Here is a 19,119-nt window from a genome sequence, read left to right as displayed (position 1 = left end):
ATACCACTACGATGACTCTGTGCTGAACCGCGTCAAAGCCTTCGGACCTCTCTCACGCGCGCAAGAGGAAGATCTAATGGTCGCGATGACGAACGTCAGCAACCGCCCCGAAGAGTGGGACACCGAGGACGATGACGAAGCTCATCAAGGATACATCGAAGCAGTCCGGACAGAACTCGAGATGTTTTCAGAAAACGCATCGGAGTTCGGCGAAGGCTCCGAGAGTGAGACAGCGCTCATCGAATTGTTCAACAGGGCGTGCCCCGAACCAGACGAATAAGGTTGGAGCTTTATAGGAATTGCTCTCAAGAACGAGTGGCTTGAGCAATTTCGATGCCGTTGAGGAGATCCCTATCTCAACGGCATCGACCTGTCTGCATCTTCAGGTCCCGCCAGAAGATCTCACCGCCCTCTGGCCTCATCGTGGATGCTGTCGAACCGATCCCACGACGGCAGCCCAGCCCTCTCGGCGGCCGCCGCAAGTTCCTCGACGGACGTAAGCCCGACCTGCCGGACGGCGTCCTCGGACCCTAGCTGACCGGAGCACAGCCCGCTCCATGCCTCGTGGAGTTCGAGGAGCCATTCCTCGCTCGGGTGCTCCACCGGTGGCCTGGGCAGCGGCACGCCAAGGGCGCCGCCCGGCCCCGCTGGATCGACCTCGAGGTTGGCCGGTTCGAACAGCGCGAGCCGCTCCCGGGCTGCCGCCAGGGTCACCGGCGTGTAGCCCCAGCTGTCGACACCAACGTCCAGGCTTGCTCGACAGCAAGGCAAGCGCCCGTGCGAGTGACCGAAAAGTTGCAGGGCCCCGTACCTCATCCCGTTCCACACACGCATCCCGTAGTGGAGCAGGATGATCCGCTGTTTCTCCACGGAGATCTCACGGTAGTGAGCGGGCTGCGACGACCAGGCGAGCGCGATGGTGGCGCCGCTGTCGTGGTTGCCGATGATCAGGTGCTTGCGGCCATTCAGGCGCCTGAAGATGTTGACCATCTTCTTCGGATCGCACCGGACCGCGAAGTCGCCGAGGTGGAAGACGTCGTCCTTCGGGCCGACGACCGCGTTCCAGTTCGCGATCATGGCTTCGTCCATCTCTTCGGCATCGGCGAATGGACGGTTGCAGAAGCGGATAACGTTCGTGTGGCCAAAATGAGTGTCGGCCGTAAAATAGGTCTGCGGCATCTTGGAAATCCGGGTCGGTGAGCACGGCTTCAGGCCGCCGCCCCGGTGCGGATCGGGCGACCTCAGGGCGCGTCTCGTGCCTCGCGTATGTCGTCTATTCGAGTCATCTCGCCCCCCTGCCCGGCCTGCTTGCCGGTATGCGCCCGCGGATATTGCCAAGCCCGGCGGCCGGAGCCCAGCGGATTTTCCATCGACCCGCCCCGGTACAGTGACCCTTGGAGCCTTTCGATCCTCCACGCCTGCATCCCGAACCACATCGACCCAGAAAGGCATCGTCGCACCGGCCGCCAGCGAGAACCCGGCGTGGGAAGAGTTCCTTCAGCGGCGGGCCGGGCGGTGACCGGCAGCAGCAACGGAGCGGCTTCGGACCTCAGCAATTTTCACGTGCACCGGAGCTATTTTCCTATTGCAGTAAGAACAAAAAGTGAACATACTTTCGCTTGGCCCGACACTCCCATCGACAGGTGGACAACCACTATGATCAACGGCGACGATCCGACTCAGACACCGGCGAAACTCCCCACGTCGCCCTTCCCTCGCGTGCAGCTTGACTGGCCGACCGATGCCGAACTGGCGTCCTTGGCCGGTGAGATGGCCGCAGATCGGGAACCAGTGGCCCGACTGGACGATTGGGTGCCAGTCGTCCAGCGTTATGCTTTCGGCTCCGATGCCTTCGAGATCGTCCTTGTCGGCAGGTCGAAACAGTATGGGGTGCAGGTCACCAAGCCCCTCAGCCTTTTGGACCTTGGCCGCGGCTGTGCGATTGCCTTCGATGGCATCTATGCGCTGGGCAAGCAGGGCACCGGCAGCCTGCCTAAGGAATATTTGGAGCACCTCATCTTCGGCCTTGAGGAATGCGGCTGGGAGGCCTGGGCCGGTGGCGGGAACGATCACGGGCTGACTCTCGGCGTCGAACTGGGCGCTGCCGACGAGAACTGCGACGACGGCGAGATCGCGGTGACGGTGTCCTACGGCGACCGCGCAATCTTCAAGGACGACGCCGACGAGCTCCGGGACGCACTCGAGGAGCTCGCGCGCGACGCCATCACCCAGGCCATCGAGAACCGTAACAACCGCTGACGCAACCAGGACCGGGGCGGGGCCCGCCGGGGCGCCCGCCTCCTCCTGAGCCAAGGAGAGACCGCAGTGACCATGGAAGCCGGGAAGAGCAAGATGGGCCGCCCTCGCGAACTGGGGACCGAACAGGTCGGGCTAGACGTGCGGGTGGAGCCCTTGGATTTGGCCATCGTTGACGCCCGCAGCACCGGGGAGAAGAAGCGCTCGGACGCCCTGCGCGACATCCTGCGTCGCTACGACGGTCTGATCGCCGCGGCCACGCCGCGCCTGCCGGAGATCGCCTGGAGGCTGGCTCTGAGCGCCCTCCGGGGATCCTTGGAAGAAGCCACCCTCGACGACGCGATGCCTGGCCGGGTCCATGAGACGAGCGCCATCTCGATCCGGACGGCCCTGCGCTACGAGGTCGAGGATGTGGTGGCGTCGGAGAAGGTGGAGCAGACCTGGGCCGTCTACGCCGCCCAGAGCGATGTCGCCCTGCTCGCGATGGGCGATGTCGCTCAGCGGTTTTGGGCGCAGTCGGAGGAGGGGCGCACCCTTGAGCGCGTGCTGGACTGGCGCCACGTGTCGGATTGGGCGGCTCCTGGAGAGCCGGACGGCCCTCCGTTGCCGATCGGCACGTTCGGCGGCCCGATGCCGCGCAGCGCCAAGGGTTGCAACCGTCCCTGGGGACTCCTGGCCGATGCTCTGTACCGCAACGACACCGTTCCGAAGGTCGTAGACCGCTGGCTGATGCACGGTGTCTGGAAACGCCTCCAGGCTACGGGCGGAGAGTGTCTGGTCACCGTGGCCGAGCCGACGCCAGCCGACACCGGGGCTCCCATCCTCGGCCAACTGCTGCACTACCGGCTGGACAACAACCGCCCGACGGTCGTCGAGTGGGAGCGCGCCGACGGTGGAACGGCCGGTGCCCTGGTGCTCCGCCTAAACCGACGGGACGCCCATCTGGTCGTCCCCGTCGATGTCGAGCCTGGAGTGGACGGCCGGGTGATCGTCGGCCCGGCGATGGCGGTGGTCACTCGGGTCGGTGCGATCACTCCGGTCTCACTCCAGTTCGGCGGCGTCGAAAACACCCTCCTTGTGCCGGATTTTGACAACGAGGACGTGGCAACCGATCCGGTGGATCTCGTCGCCCTCGGTCTGCCGGGTTTGAGCTTCAACGGCCAAGCTCACCCGGTCAGCAGCGAAGGGGGATGTCTTGCCCTCCAGTGGGGCGGTGTGCCTCCAAGCCTGGACCGACGCCTGCGGGAACTGATCGAGGCGCTCGCCTGAATCGATCTGGGACGCATGCGCCCCCTTTAGAGCGATCTTTACCGTAAACGTATCCAGAGCGGCGTGCCGGATGTCGGTTCTGTCGTCTCGCTCGGAAGCGATCACCTCCCGGCAGGATGCAGGATGGGCACCTATCCTCGCTGCGGATGCCCCGCACGTCGCGGCCGCCGCGCGGGTCAAACGGCAGCGGTCGACCACATCATCCACGCTGTGGTCGCCGGTCTGCTGGATGTCGCCATGCTGTCGGCGCTAGCGTGGAAACTCCGGGCGGTCGGCGGGACGCTGGGCGAGGACGTCAACCTCTTGGCCCACGCCGCTATGAAAGATGCCGGGCGCCCTGGTGAAAGCCCAGGCCCGCGGCCCGCACCGGCCGTTGCCATCGCCGAGGCCAGGAGAGCTGTGGAGGCCACTGGAGGCACTGTTAAGGCTGTCGCGGACCCGGTGGTGCAGGAAGCCTCCCGCGGCTACCAAGCGCCTCACGCGCCGAAATAAGGCCTGAGCCGGTCGATCCCTCGGCCCGCAGCATGGCTTCGGCAGACAGGGCGCTGGCCGCAGGCAGAGGCTTGCCTGTTCGGGACGTCGCCGGGGCGACGGACGCCAGCGAATCCAGTGTTCCTGGATCCTCAGGATCGATTGCCAGCGCTCCCTCTCCGTCCACTCGCGCCAGCCAACGGCAACGTAGAGCAGGGCGAATCATCGGCTCGTTTAGGGGAGCCAAGGTTTCCAGCCTGGCTCCCCGGACCGGCTCAGGAGGACGGCGCGCAGCGCCGTTCCGGTCCCCCGTAGTGCCCCACCGACATGGCGCACGTGCCGGTCTCGGGTGTGGAAGGCAGGCAGACGAAAGGCCGTGCCCTTTATTCGCAGGCGATGTCGCCACAGCCACGCCGCACTTGCGTGCACTCATCCCCCTCAACACGTAACGCATTGAGGCAATCATGCACCCGATTGAACACTCTCAAGGCCAGTGTAGAGCCACGAAAAAACCATCAAGTGCCTAAGAAATCAGGCCTCTCTAAGCTCTGAACAGGCTGCAAAAACGCCGTGCGGTCATACCCCCCAGCGATGTAACGCTATCAACGAATCAGGCCCCACAGGCGACGTATCCGCCTGCACGGGCCTCATTCAGCGGCGCGGGGTACGCCGCTGATGTCGGCGACCACTGCCCAGTGATGCGGCGTTAAACTTGCTCTTCCTGGTCACGGTGCAGCATGGAGGGGAGGCGGCTGGCGCGTTACGGCATCGACAAGACATATCGTGCCGGTTTCTGGTCGACCCCACACGCTCAGGGAGTCCCTTCCCGCCCGACCTCGATGAGCGCCAGCGCCTGTCCTCGGCTCAGGGGCTGGAATCCTTCCTCGGCGGCCAAGTCGTCGAGCGCCCGAATAATGCCGTCGTCGCTCCGGTCGCGGCCGAACTTCAGGAGCAGCGGCAGAACTTGGCGGCACCGCCCCTCGGCGAGGGCGGCCTCGGGCGCCTTGGCGATCGCGGTGAGGGCCGCCGCCAGGTCGCCATCCCAGCCGCCAGCGGGTTCGAAAGCACCGGTAGTCGCATCCCAAAACATAGTGACCTTGTTCACGCGCAGCCCGTCGATGGAGGTGACGCGATCAACGTAGACGCGGGTTTTTCCCGCCTTCTCCCAGGCATGGGCGCTTTTCACCAGCGGATGCGTGGCAAAGGCGGCGGCGAGCAGTTTGAGCGATGGCGTGGACATGAGTACCCCTGGAGGTCCGATGGTCTGACACCGCCAGATGGCCGGTGCCGCGGCCCGTAGGCCAACCCCTCGAGGGGAACTGGAACATAGATGCAGTATGAGGGAAGCCCGCACAATTTGACATGTCAAATTGGCGGTTAAATTTTTGCGGCCGGTTCTTCGACCGGGGCTGTGTACTACCAACGTTCGAAACGTGGAGGAGACCGCGACGCCGTAGATCCGTCGTCGGTAATGTGAAGCACATGCTGAAGAACATGATCCGGTCCACCCTTGTCGGCATCGGCCTGATGCCGCGCCCGGATTTGCTTGGAACCCTATCTTTCGATCATGTCGCGCGATCCATCGACGACGATCTGAAGTCCGCTGGATCCGGGGTAGTGGCTCTGGGGACGCGGCAGTGCTGCGGTTGCCCCGGAGGATGTCGATCAGTTGGCTGGTGCGCTGCCGGATGCCAAATGATGCTTAGTTGAATCATGGGTGGTAGGGGTGCCCGGATTCGAACCGGGATCGTACGCTGATCTGGCGCTCCGCGGTGTATAAAGCCGCCTGCTCTACCGTTAAGCTACACCCCCATCACGCCCGGCGAAGACCGGGTGAAGAACGTCGTCAGCGACGGCGTATGAGGGTAAGGTGAACCATGCCGCAGATCATACCGCCACCGCTGCCGTTGGCAAGAGCTTCAGTCCGGGAGATGACGCGTGATCGAAGTGAACGCGCACGACGTGACAGAGAGATTCAAAGTGTTTCTCCGGCGCCTCCGGACACGAGCCGAGAGGAACGGTATCCAGTTGGACCTCACCGACATCGCGTTGCGTCGACGAATCCACCGCGCGGCCAGACGCATTGAGGTAGCTCGCGCTCGGCGGGGCGATACCCGCCCATTTCTTGCCGACAACTACTAAACCGGCTGCGCACCATCCTACTGAGGCAGAGCTCGCGCACGAAGTCCGAGAGGTCGGGCACACTCGGCGGAGGGGGCGGCACCGCAGGGTCGCGGTTCCACACGGCGTCCTCGAGCATGACGGCGCCCGGCAGCCGGTCCCGCTGACCACGCCAAGCGGCCACCAGGTCGCGGCCGTCCGGCACTGCGATCTCGATGTCCTTGGCCGTGAGCGACTTCAGGACTGCGGACTTGCCCTTGGTGAATAACGAGCGGACGCGATTCACGCCGGTGTGCTGAACGGTGACGGCCGCGCGTGTGCGGGCTTGCATAGTCTTGGCGACGCTCTCGCGGAAGCGCACGCGGCACCCGTGAACGACTTCTCCGATCATGGTGGAACTCCTGACAGGTGGCTCCTGGAATCATCGGCGGGGCCCGGGGCCCGGCGCAAGGATCACCACGGGATCGGCATGTCGTCGGGATCGGCGGCGCGCGGCGCTTTGCGCTTCGGCCCGGCGGCCACCCGCTCCTGGTCGACCTCCGGCAGATACAGGTAGAGCGGCGTGTTGTAGGCCGTGGTGCCCTCGGCGACGATGCGGCAGTGCTCCGGATTCATGCCTCGGGCCTCGATGTCGTTCCGGCGCAGCCAGGGCAGGTACGGCTCCACGCCCCGCGAGAACGCCACCGGCCTGCCCGTCTCGTTGAAGCGGGCGACCAAGCGGGCCGCCTCGGCGCGGCGCCCGGCCTCCCGCCTCTCCGCGGCCCGCTGGCGGCGCCGCTCCCGCGCCTCTTCCTTACGTGCGATCTCCGCGTCGATGATCGGCTGGAAGGCGGCGGTGGCGGCCGCCCGGCGCGGCGCCCGCATGGCCTCGTCGGCCCGACGCACCTGCTCGCCGGTCCACCAATCCTGTCTCGCCCTGGGCGTCCAGGCGGTGTCGGTCGCACGGTGCGGGCGGCCGCGGTGATCCGTCCACGACTTCTCGAGCTCGACCAGGACGCCATCCCACCCGAGGAATCGGCGGCTCACGCGGTCCAGCCCCTCGTTGATCTCGTTGCGCAGCTTCTCGACGGCACGCACCGCGGCGGCCTCGGCCTGGGCGTCGGCGGCACGGGCGGCGCGCACCGGCGCGACGACGTCGATCGCGGCGCCCTCCAGGCGCACGGCCAAGGACCAGGCGCCGTCCTTGGTGCCGCCGTGCACGAACACGTCCATGCCGTGCCCCTCGTCTAGCAACGGCGCCAAGTCGGCGGCAAGGCCGCGTGGAATGTGACCGATCTGCCAAGTCTCGCATGGCTCGTTGGCGGGGATGAGCTCCAGGATCTCCCACGCCACAGCCTCGGCCCGGTCGAGCCAGAGCGAGGTTGCGTTGCGGTCGCTCCAGTTGTCAGGGTCGCGCTGCCAACGCAGTCGGATGCCCTGTTGCAAGGACTCGGCCACAAGCGGCAGCTGGTAGAATTGGAGCCCGGCGACGGACTCGATGAGCTCAGCCACGATCGTTCTCCTTCTTCTAGGGGCGGCGGCCGCAGGGGCGCGGCGCCGGAGCAGGCTTGTCCGGCCCAATTTCGGAACACGCTCACGCGACAGGCATCTCGAGCACCGGGTTGACGGCCGCCGCCCGACGGCCCGGCCGAGCGATCGGGTTCGCGTACAGCACCTCGAGAAAGTGGCGGACGTCCTCGCCCAGCCGCTCTGCCGACTGCCTGTCGCCAGCGATCAGCGCCTGCTCGAAGGCCTCTGAAGCCCTGCGCAGCCGACGCACGACGCCGTGCCGGAGCGCCGCCTTCCTCCAAACTGCGGCCGCCCGGGTCTGCGGCGGCCAGATGTCACGGCCGCTCATGCGGGATTCGTAAAACCTCATGTATTTTTCAGAAGTCGATGGGCTCGGCTGATAAGTGTCGCCCTCAATCCGCAGCATGGCCCGAGCTTCACCAAACATCGTCAACAAATTATCCATCGCGGACCTCTGGAAGAAGAATTGTATTCTTCATTATTGACTTATGAAAACACCCCGATCAACGCTGGGATATGCGAATTTTTCGCTGTCAAATATTTTGTTCGTGCATCGCAGAGGGCGCCATGAGGCTAAAAATGTTGACAAAATACTTGTCAGGCGTCTGGCGCGATACCGCGACGGCCGCGTTGATCATCGTCATCGCGTTCACCGTGTTCCTGCTAGACCACGGCGATGTCTATCTGCGAATTTTCGCGGCGCAGATCGGCGGCGCTGAGATGCCGCCGGAAGCTCTACGGCTCGCCCTCGTCGGAGCCCACGCCCTGTTCATCGCGACCATCCTGCCGGTGATCGCGGCCCTCTCGGCCGTGATTCGGGGGGCGGTGATTGCCGCGACCGCCATCCGCCGGACCATCCGGGTTCGCCGCGGGCTGCCGCCGGACCCGGTGGCTCCGGCGCCGGTAGCGGCTCATTGGCGGGAAGCCGCCAATGATGCCGCGCTCACCGTGATGTTTGGCGGCATCCTGGTCGTCGGCCTCGCCCAGGCGCTCACCAGCCGCCTTGCGATGCCGTGGGACTCCGCTCTGGAGCTCGCCGTCCTGCTCGCCGTCCTGACCGCCGCGGGCGGCCGCGCCACCTTCCGCCACGTCCGAGCCGCCCGCAGCTTCAAGGAGAGCACGCCATGCAAATGAACGCCCAGCGGGCCAAGCAGGCGCTCGGTCTGCTCGTGCGACCGACCGTCGGCCGACGGTCGGTCGAGATCGCGGCCCATCAAGTCGCCGTGGACACGAAGACGGTCGCGCGGCTGGCTGACAGCGCCTTCGAGCGCGAGGCTGCGGATCCGGGATTCGAGCCGGTGGCCAAGGCCGACCCGCACATTCTGTTCAATGCCGTGGCGCAGGCATACGAGACCGACCTGAACGTGGTCGAGAGGGCAGCACAGGCGCGGTTCACATCATGGTTTGCGCTCGCGCTAATCTACATGATGTACCTGATCATCGCGCCCAACTCGTGGTTTCTGCTCGATATTCCGCTGGTAGCCCCCGGGCAGCCGCGCTGGATAGCCGCTCTGCCCTTCCTCGGCTGGCTGCCTGTCATCACGGTTGGCACCCTGATCCTGGCCCGGCTGGCCCGAGCCTCGTTCTGGCTCTACCAAGTCAAATCCCGCGCTTTGGTGCCGTTCAGCGCCTGGTTGCAGGATCCGGCAGCATGGTTGGGCGCGCCGCCGTCGGCGTTGCTAACCGCCCTTGCTTTGGCCGGGACCGGGGCTTGGTTGCTGGATCCAGGCACGGCCACGGCTCAGACACCACCGCCCGGTTCCGGCTCGGCGTCCGGCAGCATCGGGACCGCGGTGACCTGGCTCCAAACGGCCATCCACGCGAACGACTTGAGCATGCGGTGGCTGAGCAAGCTATTCCCCGATGCGATCAGCGTCCTAGGCAGCAATCCGGCGTCCACCGGCAGCAGCACGGTTGGGACCGACAGCTTGCGTCCTCTGTTCCAGATGTTCAACTCGGTCATCCTGTTCATCGCCGCCGCCATGATGAGCGTCCACACCATCATCGGCACGGCGGCGACGGCCCACGAAGGCAAAGTCCTGGGCGGCCGCTGGAACACGATGTGGGCGCCGATCCGCATCAGCCTCGGCGTGGCCTCGCTGGCGCCGGTCAAAGGGTATTGCATGGCGCAACTGCTGGCCGTCCAGGTCCTGATGGGCGGCTACGCATTCGCGGACGGCTTGTGGTCGATCTACGTTGCCAACTTAGTAGCGCCGACCAGCGCCGTTGTGGCCACTCCCAGCGTCGACTTGGGCGACCGAGTCATGGCCCAGATCCTGACCAACGAGGTCTGCGCAAAGTTCGTGGTGGCAAAAAAAATTAATGTCGAGAGTAGCGGCCTGACCTTCTGGCTCTACAAGGTCAACCCGTTTTCTGAGGACCGCCCGGCGGCCGCGGTTCCCATCCAGTCCAAGCCAACCGCCGACGGTGGCGCGCTCTGGGACTATGGAACCCTCTGCGGCGCAGTCAAACTGCCGGTTAGCCCTGACGCCGTGCCTCCGGTCGGCGAGCAGGGCATGGTCGACTACACTGTCGTTGCTCCGGCGATCAAGGCGTTCGACGCGGCGCGCGCGCAGCTGCTCGGCCAGCTGATTTCCTCAATCCGCTCCTCCGGCCTAGTCGAGAACATCGTCAGCGCGAAGATGATCGGATCCTTCATCGCGCCGGACCTGGGTGCGATGAAGGATCAGTACAGCAAAGTCCGGGAGGCGGCGACGAAGTACAACGCTGACCTGATCGCGGCCGCCAAGACCATGGCGGACGCCCTGGACACCAAGACTCGGGCGCAGTTCATCGCGCAGTCGGTGCAGCTGGGATGGGCCTCGGCAGGTGCTATCAACGCCGCCCTGGTCCAGCTGTCGGCCTCGGCGTTCGATCACGCGCAGTCCGGTCTGCCGGAATACCACGGCCCCGACCTGCGGCGGCTCGGGAACTCTGACAAGGAGCTCCAAGGCGCCATCGACTTGACTCAAGTGCTGATCGGCGCCATGGGATCTGCTGGCGCACTCGAGAACGGCAATGCCGCCGCGGCGTTTGGCATGACGGAGTCCGGCGACATCGTGGAGCGGGTCTTCAAAAGCCCAATCAACGGCTTGGCCAGGTGGGTGTCCGGGAGATTCCCGCTCGACGAGACGAACCCGATGGCGACGATTCAGAGCGAGGGGCAAGCGATCCTCATCGCCGGTGAAGCCGCTCTCCTGACGTATGGCGGCATCCGCGCAGCCTTGGCGACGGCCGAGAAGGCTGGCGAGAACGGGATCTCGAACGTCACCGCGGCTCCTCAGTCGGGCTTCTTGGAGCTCGCTCGTGTCGGCTCGCCGATAATCATGACTATCATCGGCGGCATGCTGATCTTGGGGACCGTCGAGGCCTACATCGTTCCAATGATCCCGTTCGTGTCCTGGTTCTTCGCCATCATCGGCTGCGCGTCATTCGCGGTCGAGTTCGTCATCGCAGCGCCCTTGGCGGCCTTCATGCACGTGCGCATGGACGGGGACGAGCTCATTGGGCCGCAGCAGAAGCCGTTCTATTCAATGCTGCTCGGCGGGGCTATGCGGCCGACGCTGCTACTGTTCGGTCTATTTTTGTCGACGATGGTGTTCAGCGTGATGGCGGGGTTCCTGAACTCGACGTTCGGCTTGGCGATGTCGTCAGCCCAGGGCAACCACATCACCGGCGTCGCGGGCATCTTGGGCCTGATGTGCCTGCTCATGTACCTGCACTACCAGCTAGCGATGCGCACAATGGAGCTCGTGCACCGCGTGCCAGCGATGGTGAGCCGGTTGACCGGTGTCGACGACCTCGACCAGGACACGCACCGCAACTCGACGAGTATCGCTGGTGCTGTGGTCGGCATGGTTCAGCGCGGCGGCGCCCACGTTACCAACGCCGCGTTTACCGCGGGCGGACCCGGCGGCAATGGTGACGGGCGCGACGGCGGTGGGAAGCCAAACCGCCGCGGAGGCGGCGAAGGCGGTGACCCGTCAACGCCAGCAGCATCCGTGTCGGGCGCCTCGAAGCTCGCCGAGGGCTCGTTTGCAGCGGCAGACAAGCGCCCATCGGCGAACGCAGAGGGCGGAACCTCGTCGGCTGGGGATGGCAGCAGCATTGCCGAGGTTGAGAGCACCAACACTGATCGAGACCGGTGAGCTTGGCTTACGGCTGACGCCAAAACATGAACGGGGGCGCGCACTCGCCCCCGTTTCGTGACTAACTTCGGGACCCGGCGGATCTCAGTCTACTCGACGGTCCGCCGGGTTCGAAATGCCGAGCTTGTTCCGGCCATGAGCATCGAAAGCCGCCTCGTATATCAAGCGAGCCTTCGTCTTAATCTTGCCCGATTTGAAGCGCTTGCCACTGTCGGCCATCAGCGGACTGTCCGGATGCTGCGCGGCAAAAGCGTCAAACTGGGCCAAGCGGCCTTCAGCCTCCATTTGGGAATCTTGGGCAACCTTAGACAGCCGGGCAACCTCGGCCTCCAACGCGGCGATTCGAGCATCACGCTCGGCGATCATAATGTTGGCTTTCGCGATCTCTGAGTTGGCCTTTTTGGTCTCGTTCTCCTGCCAGTCGAGCTTGCCCTCGAGTTCGGCGGCGTAATCGCGCCACTCCGCCAAGTTCGCCTGCGCGCGCACCGCGGCACGCCGGTTCGCCTCAGAAACGTGGTAGTTGCGGATCATGCCGCCCAAATAGATGCCGCTATTGTTGCCCTCGAACATTGAGTCAACCTCCAATACGTAGCGGCCGGGCGGGGTAGCATACAACCCAGACACTGTCTTTCGTGAGCTCCGACTTCAGCATGTGAAGTCTCGGTTTCCAATTTAGGAAGAAATCACGAGAATGCTACGGCTACATTTGGCTCCTGCTTCTGTTGCGTAGCATACAAATCATCAATTAGTTTTTGATGATGTCCTTTTATCTCGGAGAGGACGTCAAGCTGTGCCCGCTTGGCTCCGTCGGTCGACTTGCGACCTGAAAGCCGCAAATAGATGAGCGCCCCGAGAACAAGAACGCCCACTCCATAAACCAGCAGGAGGGCACAACCTACAAGCCAGTCATTTATGCTCACATAATTTGGCATCTTTACGGCCTCAGCAACACCATTGAGATGCCAGCATTTATTTACCGAAGAGTCAAAAACAGAGTATGCAGCGCTGAATTTCTTGTTTTCATTCAGGTCTCTGCCCGACAGAAAAATGCAATGGACGTGATGACCTTCTCTGAGAGGGATGTCCTGATTGAATCTAAAGTGATGCTCTTGGCCATTGTCGTCGCGTAGCCACAAGTCACGCACCACATCGATCTGCGAGTTGATGTTCGTTCTGCCACCGCCGGTGCCGTCGACAATGACCGTTCCACCACCGCCCCATACCTTTGTGTCGCTTCTCTGATCTGTTCCGAGCACTGTTCCGGAGGTAACGCTGAACTCGAAGTCAACGTCATTCACAGTGAATGTATAAGAGCGAGCCGTCATACCTATTTTTCTCCAGAAGACAGTGCTTTCAACCAAGTAAGCCATTGCCACTTATGCTCTGGCTCAGAACTACAGGTATGTTTTCAGTTATTCCATTCGGGACGGATACGAGGCCTGAGATCAGACTCGCGGACGTAGCCACTCTTCCCATCATGGTCGACGCGAACCCAGCCATGGGGAAGGCGGCAGGCCGGTTTCACCTCGAGCACTGCGACGGCCATTCCATTTTTCAGCCCGCTGATAATGCGAGCATCATCCCGCGGTTCGGTGCGTAGCTTGCCTCCAGGCACTCCGTCATAGACGGACGCGCCTTTGCCCACAGGGCATTCGAATGCCATGGCCGGTGATGTCGCCAACGTGATCGCGGCGATCGACATGAGGAGCGTCCGCATACATGCCTCGGGTTGAGTTGCCGTCAACGTTTCATACACAAGGAATCCTGTTTTGTCATCAAGGATGTCTTTATAGACCAAACGGCAAACCGCGGGCACACCGACCTCATGGAAGGATTCGGTGGAAGATTGCGGGCCTGTGCGCAGGCACTCGGGCTAAGCGATGCGGAAATTGCCCGAAGGGCTGGACTCAGCGAGCAGCGCTACGGCAACTACGTGCGAGATGTGCACGCCCCAGACCTGGACACCCTGGTCAGGATCGCACGCGTGCTTGGCACGACCACCGACAGCCTGCTGATCGGCGACAAAGGTTCAGAACCCGACCAAGTCAGGATCGCTCTTGAGGCGCGGCTTCTTTCTGCTGCGCATGTCTTGGAGACTGGTGATCTGAAGGTGTTGGTCGGACAGGCCGAGGTATTTGCGCAGCTTCGCCAAGAAGAAGGTCGCAGAGTGCCCTGAACCGAGAACGTATCCAAGGCGGCCCTGGCCCAGGCCGTCGGCCTCGGCGCCTCGGCCCAGAGGCCCCAGCAGCTGACCGTGGCAATGCCCTGGCCGATGCAGCCGACGCGCTGGCCCTTGCCGACGTCTTGGTGCACGTCACCGACAGATGAAACCTGCACCAGCAAAAGTATAGACGTCTATACTTTTGCCAGGGGCCAGGCTCGAGGTCCCAGGCCCTTGGTTCGCGCTCCGCGCCTTCGATAGCAGCGGCCTTTTCTGAGGCCACCACCACACCCTCGCCCTCTGCGGCTCGGACTTCGGCGCCGGTGTCCCTGGGACGGGCGGGGGTGTGCCTAGGCCTCCGCCGCCAGACAGGTGCGAGCCCCCCCCGCCCCCCGTGGTTCTTCCAGGGCGAGGCATTGCCCTTGCTTGGCTCGCGCCTCGCGCCTTCGATAGCGAGCACCGTTCCGAAAACAGCAACCACCAGCGGGTTTGGCCGGATTGTTCCAAATTTGACAATCGGGAGAGATGGCGGATTGCCCTGTTCCACCCCTTCGAAAAGCGCGCAAAACGGAGGGATACCAGGAAAAATGCCAGCCCCACCCCCATCGCAGGCCCGGAACATCCCCAAGCTGGTCAGCCAAGGGTATGGCAGACCAGCTGGGCGTTGACCGGCACACCGTCGGGGGCTCGGCTGTCCACGACGGCTGCCCCTGCGTCGGGCGCCGCGAGTTGCTGGCCAAGGCATCGCTGTGCCTGCTGCCCGGGCAAACGTTCGACATGCTGGCGCTCAAGTCAGGCCTCGAGCCAGTGGTCTGATGGCAGGGCAAAAGTGTAGACATCCACACTTTTGCGCCCGGGAAAACGACCCGGCCCAACGACGGACGAACAGGAGCGGATCAAGGCGCTGGAGCTCGAGAACCGGAAACTGCGCCAGGCGAACGAGATCCTGCGCAAGGCGTCGGCGTATTTCGCCCAGGCGGAGTTCGACCGCCCGTTTCGGAAATGATCGCCTTTATTGACGCACACCGCGCTGTCCACTGGGGCGAGCCGATCTGCCGAATGCTGCCGATCGCCCCGTCGACCTACCGCGCTCACGCCGCCCGGCAGGTCAATCCGTCCAGGGCGTCGGCCCGTTCGCGGAGCGACGCCGAGCTGAGTTTGGCAATCCGGCGGGTCTGGGATGAAAACTTCCGGATCTATGGGGCACGGAAGGTCTGGCGGTAGTTGCGGCGGGAGGGCCTCGACGTGGCGCGCTGCACGGTGGCCCGACTGATGAAGCAGAGGGGCCTGAAGGGCGCGACACGCGGCAAGACGGTGCGCACCGCGATCAGCAACCGGGCAGCACCCTGTCCGCTGGACCGGGTGAAGCGGCAGTTCCAGGAATTCCGTGCTTGGCAGGGCTTCGTTTACGTCGCCTTCGTCATTGACGCCTTCGCCCGCCGCATCGTAGCTGCGCTGGCCCTTCGGGCTCGGTTGGCGGGTGTCGCGCACCGCCCACGCCAGCTTCGTTCTGGACGCCTTGGAGCAGGCGCTCCACGACTGCCGACCGGCAAAGGGCAGCGGCCTCATCCATCACTCCGAGCCCGAAGGGCCACCGCCGCCGCCCTTGCCCTCATTGTTGCCGTTGGGAGCGGGACCGCCGCTGCACAGACCGCGCTGCCGATGAACCACGCCGCTCATCATGCCGAGGCGCCCATGTCGCCGCCCAGCGCGGTCCCAACGATGCCGGGCCAGGATGCATTCGGCACCATCCAGGAGATCGTCCGCATTCTGGAGGCTGACCCGGGCACGGACTGGTCCCAGGTGGACATCGAGGCGTTGCGCCAGCACCTCGTCGACATGAATGAGCTCACGCTCAACGCGAAGGCTGTTGCGACGCCGCTCGACGGCGGAGCCACGTATGCGGTCACCGGCGACGGGCGGACCCTGGAGGCGATCCGGCGCATGGTCCCGGCGCACGCCCACGAGATCAACGGCGTGAACGGCTGGACCGCCAAGACGGAGCCGACGACGAACGGCGTCGTCCTGACCGTCACCGCGGCGGCCCCGAAGGAGACAGCGCGCATCCGCGGACTCGGGTTCATCGGCGTCATGGCCCAGGGCAGTCACCACCAGGCGCACCACCTCGCCATGGCGAGGGGTGAGTTCAGCCACTGACGCCGGAACTGCAATCCGCTCAGACCAAGGTCTGCGCGATGGCGTTGATGGCCTTCATGCCGGAGCTGAACCGCGCGATCGACTTCCGATGGGACTCCAATTCGCCGTACGGCAGGTAACGCACCTGGAGGTCGGCCACGCGGCTGAACGCCGGTCGGGCCAGTTGGGCACGCACCTCGTCCTCCCGGCCATTCGGCGCCACCAGGAACATCCCTTCGAGGGCGTGGGCCTGGGTGCCGAGCGCCAGGTCGAGCATGCGGACAATGCCCGAGTAGATCGAAGTGGAGTGCTCGACCTCGAAGGCGGCGGCAACATGCGCCTTGCCCCGGTCGAGCCACAGCACGTCGATGAGCCGGACGGCGTCGGCGCCGGGCGCCTTCTCGATGGTCTCGGGCAGCCGCTCGAGGCAACCCTCCCCGAGCTTGCCGCCGTCGTACGGACGCCCGCGGTCGTTCGACGCGATCCACACGTCGTAGCCCAACGCTTGGCCAAGGTCGCGCAGCCAGCCCTGGATCTCGGTGTGGGTGCGGTCCCCTTCCCGCTCCGCCGCCGCGGCCTTGGAGGCCTTGGCGCTCTCCTCGCGCACCTTGGCAAAGTCGGCTTCCCAGGCGGCGCGAGCGGCCGCGTCATCTTCCCGCGGCGGGGGGGTGTACCGGCCGGAGCCAACATCGAACAGCAGGCCGCCGATGGCGCCCAGGTCGTTCGACAGCAGGGGGCGGTATTCGGCGTTGAGCGCCAGGATGCCCCGGCGCATGGCCAGGAACTCGTCCCACTTCCCGAGCTTCACCTTGGCGCCGGTGAGCGCGTTGTAGCCGTTCACGATGGCGGTGTTGAACGGCGGCACGATGGTCGGGTGCAGAAAATACAACAGGTTGGCGACGGCCGGACCGAGGCCTTTGACCTGCTTGGCATCCAGCTGCTGAATGGCGGCGAGGACCTGGGCCTCGGCGTTGCAGCAGACGCAGGTGTCGAGCAAACGGCCGAAGGCGCGCTGGTTGTCGGCGTTCTCGTAGATGTCCGGGATGCGCAGCTTGGGCTTCCAGAAAAGGGCGTGGTCGGCGCCTTTGAAGACTTGGCGTTGCTCGGCGATGGAGTGGACCACGGTCTCCAGCGACGAGCCCTGGTAGGCGTTACCGAAGGTGCCCGCCTCGATGTCGGTGACGACCTGCTGGATGCCGCGGCGGATCGAGCGGAAATTTTTGACGCGCTCTTCCCAGAGAAATCAGCTGCGGTAGGTGGCATTGGGATCCTCCCGCCACCGCTGGATCAGAGTGCGCATCGCGTCCGACAAGGCCGTTCCCCGGAGAAAGTCCACACTCGGCCGAGGTAGATCACCGGACCGCCGAGGCGCAATCGTCGAGGTGTGGATTACCCGGCAGCTGCAACTTGGACAGCACGTACCCCTCTCCCATCAGCACAAAACGATACATGGCAATCACAACAGATCAGGCAGGATCCGCGGCTGATCGCCTCCGCCCAACGAGCGCAGGGTGGCTGAAGAGGGCCTCGTGTATAGGGAGTTTAGTCCAGTTTTCTAAAATCTCGAAAACTCCAGAAAACTCGGCTGCCAATGAGCCCAGGACCTGCGGATCCTAGCCATGGCCATGGCTATGGCGGCCCCGATTCCCTCGGACACGCCCCATGGAATCGTTGGCTGGCACAGATTGGCCGCAAGCTGGCAAGAGCACTGCCCCTCGGACAAGGTTTGGACGCAGCGCTGGTTGCCTTGCGCAGTCTCAATCCGGCATCGGTCAGGTTAACCGCATACGAGCGCTTGGTCCTGGATCCCGTGAAAAGCAGCATTTAAGGTCGCTGCTGGGACGCCAAATTAGAGATGTCCGGGATGGCCCAGCGTCTGCATCGAGGAGGTCTCGTCGCCATGAGCTTCCCCGGCCGACAGAAGGCCTCACGATGTCGGGGCGGACCCAGGGTAGACCGGTGCGCACGCTGCGGTCGTCGGCCGGACCAGGTATGGTTCGGACCCAATGCTCTGGATGGACGGGACTGGTGGTCGATATATGAGATCGTCACGCTCTGCCCGGATTGCGTGGCCCGCTTGTGGCGCAGAGCGCCTGAGATGACGGACTGGGGTGACTATGAACTAGCCTGGGCGATGCTGCTACGCCATGCCGATCTACTGGATGACCGACAGCGACGTCCTCCGGGCACGCCGACCATGCTCGAGTAAGACCACCTTCTGCTCACGGTGGGAAGGCCTCCTCCGGAGTGGCGTGTCTGTGCATCGACGAATGGGCTGGAACCCGACACATTGTGATGTCCAAAGCCCTCGTCGGCCCGTTGCATGAAGCTCGCTGGATAGGGGGAAAGGTGGCCGCAGAACAGAATGCTGCGGTGCGGTATAAATTTTCTTCGTTTATATCAACGGTTTATCTTGGGAAAACCGGTAGAATCATAGACTCTAAAGAGGGGCCGTTGACGGTTAGGCAACTCCCGAGTTGTCCGCGCTTGACGCACCCGATGCCCCCTTTGCTCCCACGGATTCAAGGCCTGTGCCGCAAGGCGATGTATCGACCGGCAGGTGACAACGCATGTGCTGCCAACAGCTTCAACTTCGCACCGGTCATAATAGGGTCGGCCAGAGCTTCCGCTTCCATGACCATTGCGAACGCGCATTCCAAGTCAGAGAGCCGGAACGGCTTTTTCAGGAAGTCTATGGCACCGGCAGTCCGCGCATCCTGGGCGGCTGCATGCCCGCTGCACACGATCACGGGAATGCCGTTCCGGTCGGTCAAATGCCGCACGGCGGTCAGGCCACTCGAACCATGAGCCAGCCAGACGTCAATCAACCGCAGCCTTGATGTCTGCGGCGCTCGATCAAGGTCATCGCAACCATCCCGTACCGATATAAGATGCACCGCCTGCTCAATGACCCAGGGGATGCTGCCAGCAAGCGAGCTTACCGACAGTGCTGGAAGGTCGAAACCGTTATGTCGATTGCGAGGCGGAGGCGGGGCGAGGCCCTATCCGGCCGCACCGACTTCATGTAACGATCTCAGGCTGTACTCC

18 protein-coding genes, 1 tRNA gene, 1 pseudogene and 1 other annotated feature are annotated in these 19,119 nt (G+C 64.0%); of the genes and pseudogenes, 9 read left to right on the top strand and 11 right to left on the bottom strand.

Annotated elements, in window-relative coordinates; genetic code table 11:
• Positions 1-76 precede the first annotated feature (76 nt).
• Positions 77-280 (top strand): hypothetical protein, encoded by a 204-nt coding sequence (locus GBZ48_RS18440; protein ID WP_174472327.1) that lies wholly within the window; start codon positions 77-79, stop codon positions 278-280.
• 122 nt (positions 281-402) lie between these two features.
• Here GBZ48_RS18440 and GBZ48_RS18435 read toward each other — a convergent pair whose 3' ends face one another.
• Complete coding sequence (locus GBZ48_RS18435; protein ID WP_174472326.1) at positions 403-1,179, bottom strand: metallophosphoesterase; 777 nt, start codon at positions 1,177-1,179, stop codon at positions 403-405.
• A 477-nt stretch (positions 1,180-1,656) separates the two neighbouring features.
• Between GBZ48_RS18435 and GBZ48_RS18430 the strand changes: the two genes are divergently transcribed.
• Positions 1,657-2,259, top strand: a complete 603-nt coding sequence (locus GBZ48_RS18430; protein ID WP_174472325.1) for a hypothetical protein — start codon at positions 1,657-1,659, stop codon at positions 2,257-2,259.
• Positions 2,260-2,325: 66 nt separating this feature from the next.
• On the top strand, positions 2,326-3,525 hold the full coding sequence (locus GBZ48_RS18425) for a hypothetical protein (protein ID WP_174472324.1): 1,200 nt from the start codon (positions 2,326-2,328) through the stop codon (positions 3,523-3,525).
• A gap of 1,282 nt (positions 3,526-4,807) precedes the next feature.
• Here GBZ48_RS18425 and GBZ48_RS18420 read toward each other — a convergent pair.
• The 5 genes from GBZ48_RS18420 to GBZ48_RS18400 form a co-directional block, all read right to left on the bottom strand.
• Positions 4,808-5,236 carry a hypothetical protein gene (locus GBZ48_RS18420; RefSeq protein WP_174472323.1) on the bottom strand — a complete coding sequence of 143 codons (429 nt, stop codon included), beginning with the start codon at positions 5,234-5,236 and terminating at the stop codon, positions 4,808-4,810.
• A gap of 478 nt (positions 5,237-5,714) precedes the next feature.
• Positions 5,715-5,808 (bottom strand) — tRNA-Ile (locus tag GBZ48_RS18415).
• 223 nt (positions 5,809-6,031) lie between these two features.
• Entirely contained in the window at positions 6,032-6,508 is a 477-nt protein-coding gene (locus GBZ48_RS18410; RefSeq protein ID WP_174472322.1) for a hypothetical protein, read from the bottom strand.
• A gap of 62 nt (positions 6,509-6,570) precedes the next feature.
• Entirely contained in the window at positions 6,571-7,608 is a 1,038-nt protein-coding gene (locus GBZ48_RS18405; RefSeq protein ID WP_174472321.1) for an HIRAN domain-containing protein, read from the bottom strand.
• 82 nt (positions 7,609-7,690) lie between these two features.
• Positions 7,691-8,071, bottom strand: coding sequence for a hypothetical protein (locus tag GBZ48_RS18400; protein WP_174472320.1), 381 nt, complete (start codon positions 8,069-8,071; stop codon positions 7,691-7,693).
• A 134-nt stretch (positions 8,072-8,205) separates the two neighbouring features.
• Here GBZ48_RS18400 and GBZ48_RS18395 point away from each other — a divergent pair, with 134 nt between their 5' ends.
• Together GBZ48_RS18395 and GBZ48_RS18390 are read left to right on the top strand one after the other, a co-directional pair.
• Positions 8,206-8,760 carry a hypothetical protein gene (locus GBZ48_RS18395; RefSeq protein WP_174472319.1) on the top strand — a complete coding sequence of 185 codons (555 nt, stop codon included), beginning with the start codon at positions 8,206-8,208 and terminating at the stop codon, positions 8,758-8,760.
• Positions 8,751-11,774: a DotA/TraY family protein gene (locus GBZ48_RS18390; protein ID WP_174472318.1), complete on the top strand. Its 3,024-nt coding sequence runs from the start codon at positions 8,751-8,753 to the stop codon at positions 11,772-11,774. Before GBZ48_RS18395 ends, GBZ48_RS18390 begins: the two co-directional genes overlap by 10 nt.
• A gap of 84 nt (positions 11,775-11,858) precedes the next feature.
• On the opposite strand, the gene GBZ48_RS18385 is transcribed toward GBZ48_RS18390, so the two are convergent.
• From GBZ48_RS18385 to GBZ48_RS18375, 3 genes are all read right to left on the bottom strand, one after another.
• A complete protein-coding gene (locus tag GBZ48_RS18385; protein ID WP_174472317.1) occupies positions 11,859-12,344 on the bottom strand; it encodes a hypothetical protein in 486 nt (161 codons plus the stop codon).
• A 113-nt stretch (positions 12,345-12,457) separates the two neighbouring features.
• Entirely contained in the window at positions 12,458-13,144 is a 687-nt protein-coding gene (locus tag GBZ48_RS18380; RefSeq protein WP_174472316.1) for a hypothetical protein, read from the bottom strand.
• 38 nt (positions 13,145-13,182) lie between these two features.
• Positions 13,183-13,476 carry an SH3 domain-containing protein gene (locus tag GBZ48_RS18375; RefSeq protein ID WP_174472315.1) on the bottom strand — a complete coding sequence of 98 codons (294 nt, stop codon included), beginning with the start codon at positions 13,474-13,476 and terminating at the stop codon, positions 13,183-13,185.
• Positions 13,477-13,599: 123 nt separating this feature from the next.
• On the opposite strand from GBZ48_RS18375, the gene GBZ48_RS18370 reads away from it, so the two are divergent.
• From GBZ48_RS18370 to GBZ48_RS18355, 4 genes and pseudogenes are all read left to right on the top strand, one after another.
• A complete protein-coding gene (locus tag GBZ48_RS18370) occupies positions 13,600-13,950 on the top strand; it encodes a helix-turn-helix domain-containing protein (RefSeq protein ID WP_174472314.1) in 351 nt (116 codons plus the stop codon).
• A 630-nt stretch (positions 13,951-14,580) separates the two neighbouring features.
• Entirely contained in the window at positions 14,581-14,751 is a 171-nt protein-coding gene (locus tag GBZ48_RS18365; protein ID WP_174472313.1) for a hypothetical protein, read from the top strand.
• Between the two features lie 40 nt (positions 14,752-14,791).
• Positions 14,792-15,517 (top strand): annotated as a pseudogene (locus GBZ48_RS18360) (IS3 family transposase); the annotation flags it as partial.
• Positions 14,896-15,012, top strand: a sequence feature (AL1L pseudoknot). (Overlaps the previous pseudogene by 117 nt.)
• A 113-nt stretch (positions 15,518-15,630) precedes the next feature.
• Positions 15,631-16,092: a hypothetical protein gene (locus GBZ48_RS18355; protein WP_174472312.1), complete on the top strand. Its 462-nt coding sequence runs from the start codon at positions 15,631-15,633 to the stop codon at positions 16,090-16,092.
• 19 nt (positions 16,093-16,111) lie between these two features.
• Here the strand turns inward: GBZ48_RS18355 and GBZ48_RS18350 are convergent, their stop codons facing one another.
• The gene (locus GBZ48_RS18350; protein ID WP_246307278.1) at positions 16,112-17,194 is read right to left on the bottom strand and encodes a type II restriction endonuclease; all 1,083 of its coding nucleotides are present in this window, start codon (positions 17,192-17,194) and stop codon (positions 16,112-16,114) included.
• Between the two features lie 1,399 nt (positions 17,195-18,593).
• Positions 18,594-18,899 (bottom strand): response regulator, encoded by a 306-nt coding sequence (locus GBZ48_RS18345; RefSeq protein ID WP_174472311.1) that lies wholly within the window; start codon positions 18,897-18,899, stop codon positions 18,594-18,596.
• Positions 18,900-19,119: the final 220 nt, after the last annotated feature.

It is taken from the genome of Azospirillum melinis (genome assembly GCF_013340935.1).
Classification (GTDB): domain Bacteria; phylum Pseudomonadota; class Alphaproteobacteria; order Azospirillales; family Azospirillaceae; genus Azospirillum; species Azospirillum melinis.
The sequence above is the reverse complement of the archived record's forward strand: the minus strand, read 5'-3'. Positions and strand labels throughout refer to the sequence as shown.

What these genes read in the sequence shown, in the direction of transcription:
- GBZ48_RS18440 (WP_174472327.1), top strand. Translation starts at nt 77, where the DNA reads ATGGTCGCGATGACGAACGTCAGCAACCGCCCCGAAGAGTGGGACACC.
- GBZ48_RS18435 (WP_174472326.1), bottom strand. Translation starts at nt 1,179, where the DNA reads ATGCCGCAGACCTATTTTACGGCCGACACTCATTTTGGCCACACGAAC.
- GBZ48_RS18430 (WP_174472325.1), top strand. Translation starts at nt 1,657, where the DNA reads ATGATCAACGGCGACGATCCGACTCAGACACCGGCGAAACTCCCCACG.
- GBZ48_RS18420 (WP_174472323.1), bottom strand. Translation starts at nt 5,236, where the DNA reads ATGTCCACGCCATCGCTCAAACTGCTCGCCGCCGCCTTTGCCACGCAT.
- GBZ48_RS18410 (WP_174472322.1), bottom strand. Translation starts at nt 6,508, where the DNA reads ATGATCGGAGAAGTCGTTCACGGGTGCCGCGTGCGCTTCCGCGAGAGC.
- GBZ48_RS18400 (WP_174472320.1), bottom strand. Translation starts at nt 8,071, where the DNA reads ATGGATAATTTGTTGACGATGTTTGGTGAAGCTCGGGCCATGCTGCGG.
- GBZ48_RS18395 (WP_174472319.1), top strand. Translation starts at nt 8,206, where the DNA reads ATGTTGACAAAATACTTGTCAGGCGTCTGGCGCGATACCGCGACGGCC.
- GBZ48_RS18390 (WP_174472318.1), top strand. Translation starts at nt 8,751, where the DNA reads ATGCAAATGAACGCCCAGCGGGCCAAGCAGGCGCTCGGTCTGCTCGTG.
- GBZ48_RS18385 (WP_174472317.1), bottom strand. Translation starts at nt 12,344, where the DNA reads ATGTTCGAGGGCAACAATAGCGGCATCTATTTGGGCGGCATGATCCGC.
- GBZ48_RS18380 (WP_174472316.1), bottom strand. Translation starts at nt 13,144, where the DNA reads ATGGCTTACTTGGTTGAAAGCACTGTCTTCTGGAGAAAAATAGGTATG.
- GBZ48_RS18375 (WP_174472315.1), bottom strand. Translation starts at nt 13,476, where the DNA reads ATGTCGATCGCCGCGATCACGTTGGCGACATCACCGGCCATGGCATTC.
- GBZ48_RS18370 (WP_174472314.1), top strand. Translation starts at nt 13,600, where the DNA reads ATGGAAGGATTCGGTGGAAGATTGCGGGCCTGTGCGCAGGCACTCGGG.
- GBZ48_RS18365 (WP_174472313.1), top strand. Translation starts at nt 14,581, where the DNA reads ATGGCAGACCAGCTGGGCGTTGACCGGCACACCGTCGGGGGCTCGGCT.
- GBZ48_RS18355 (WP_174472312.1), top strand. Translation starts at nt 15,631, where the DNA reads ATGTCGCCGCCCAGCGCGGTCCCAACGATGCCGGGCCAGGATGCATTC.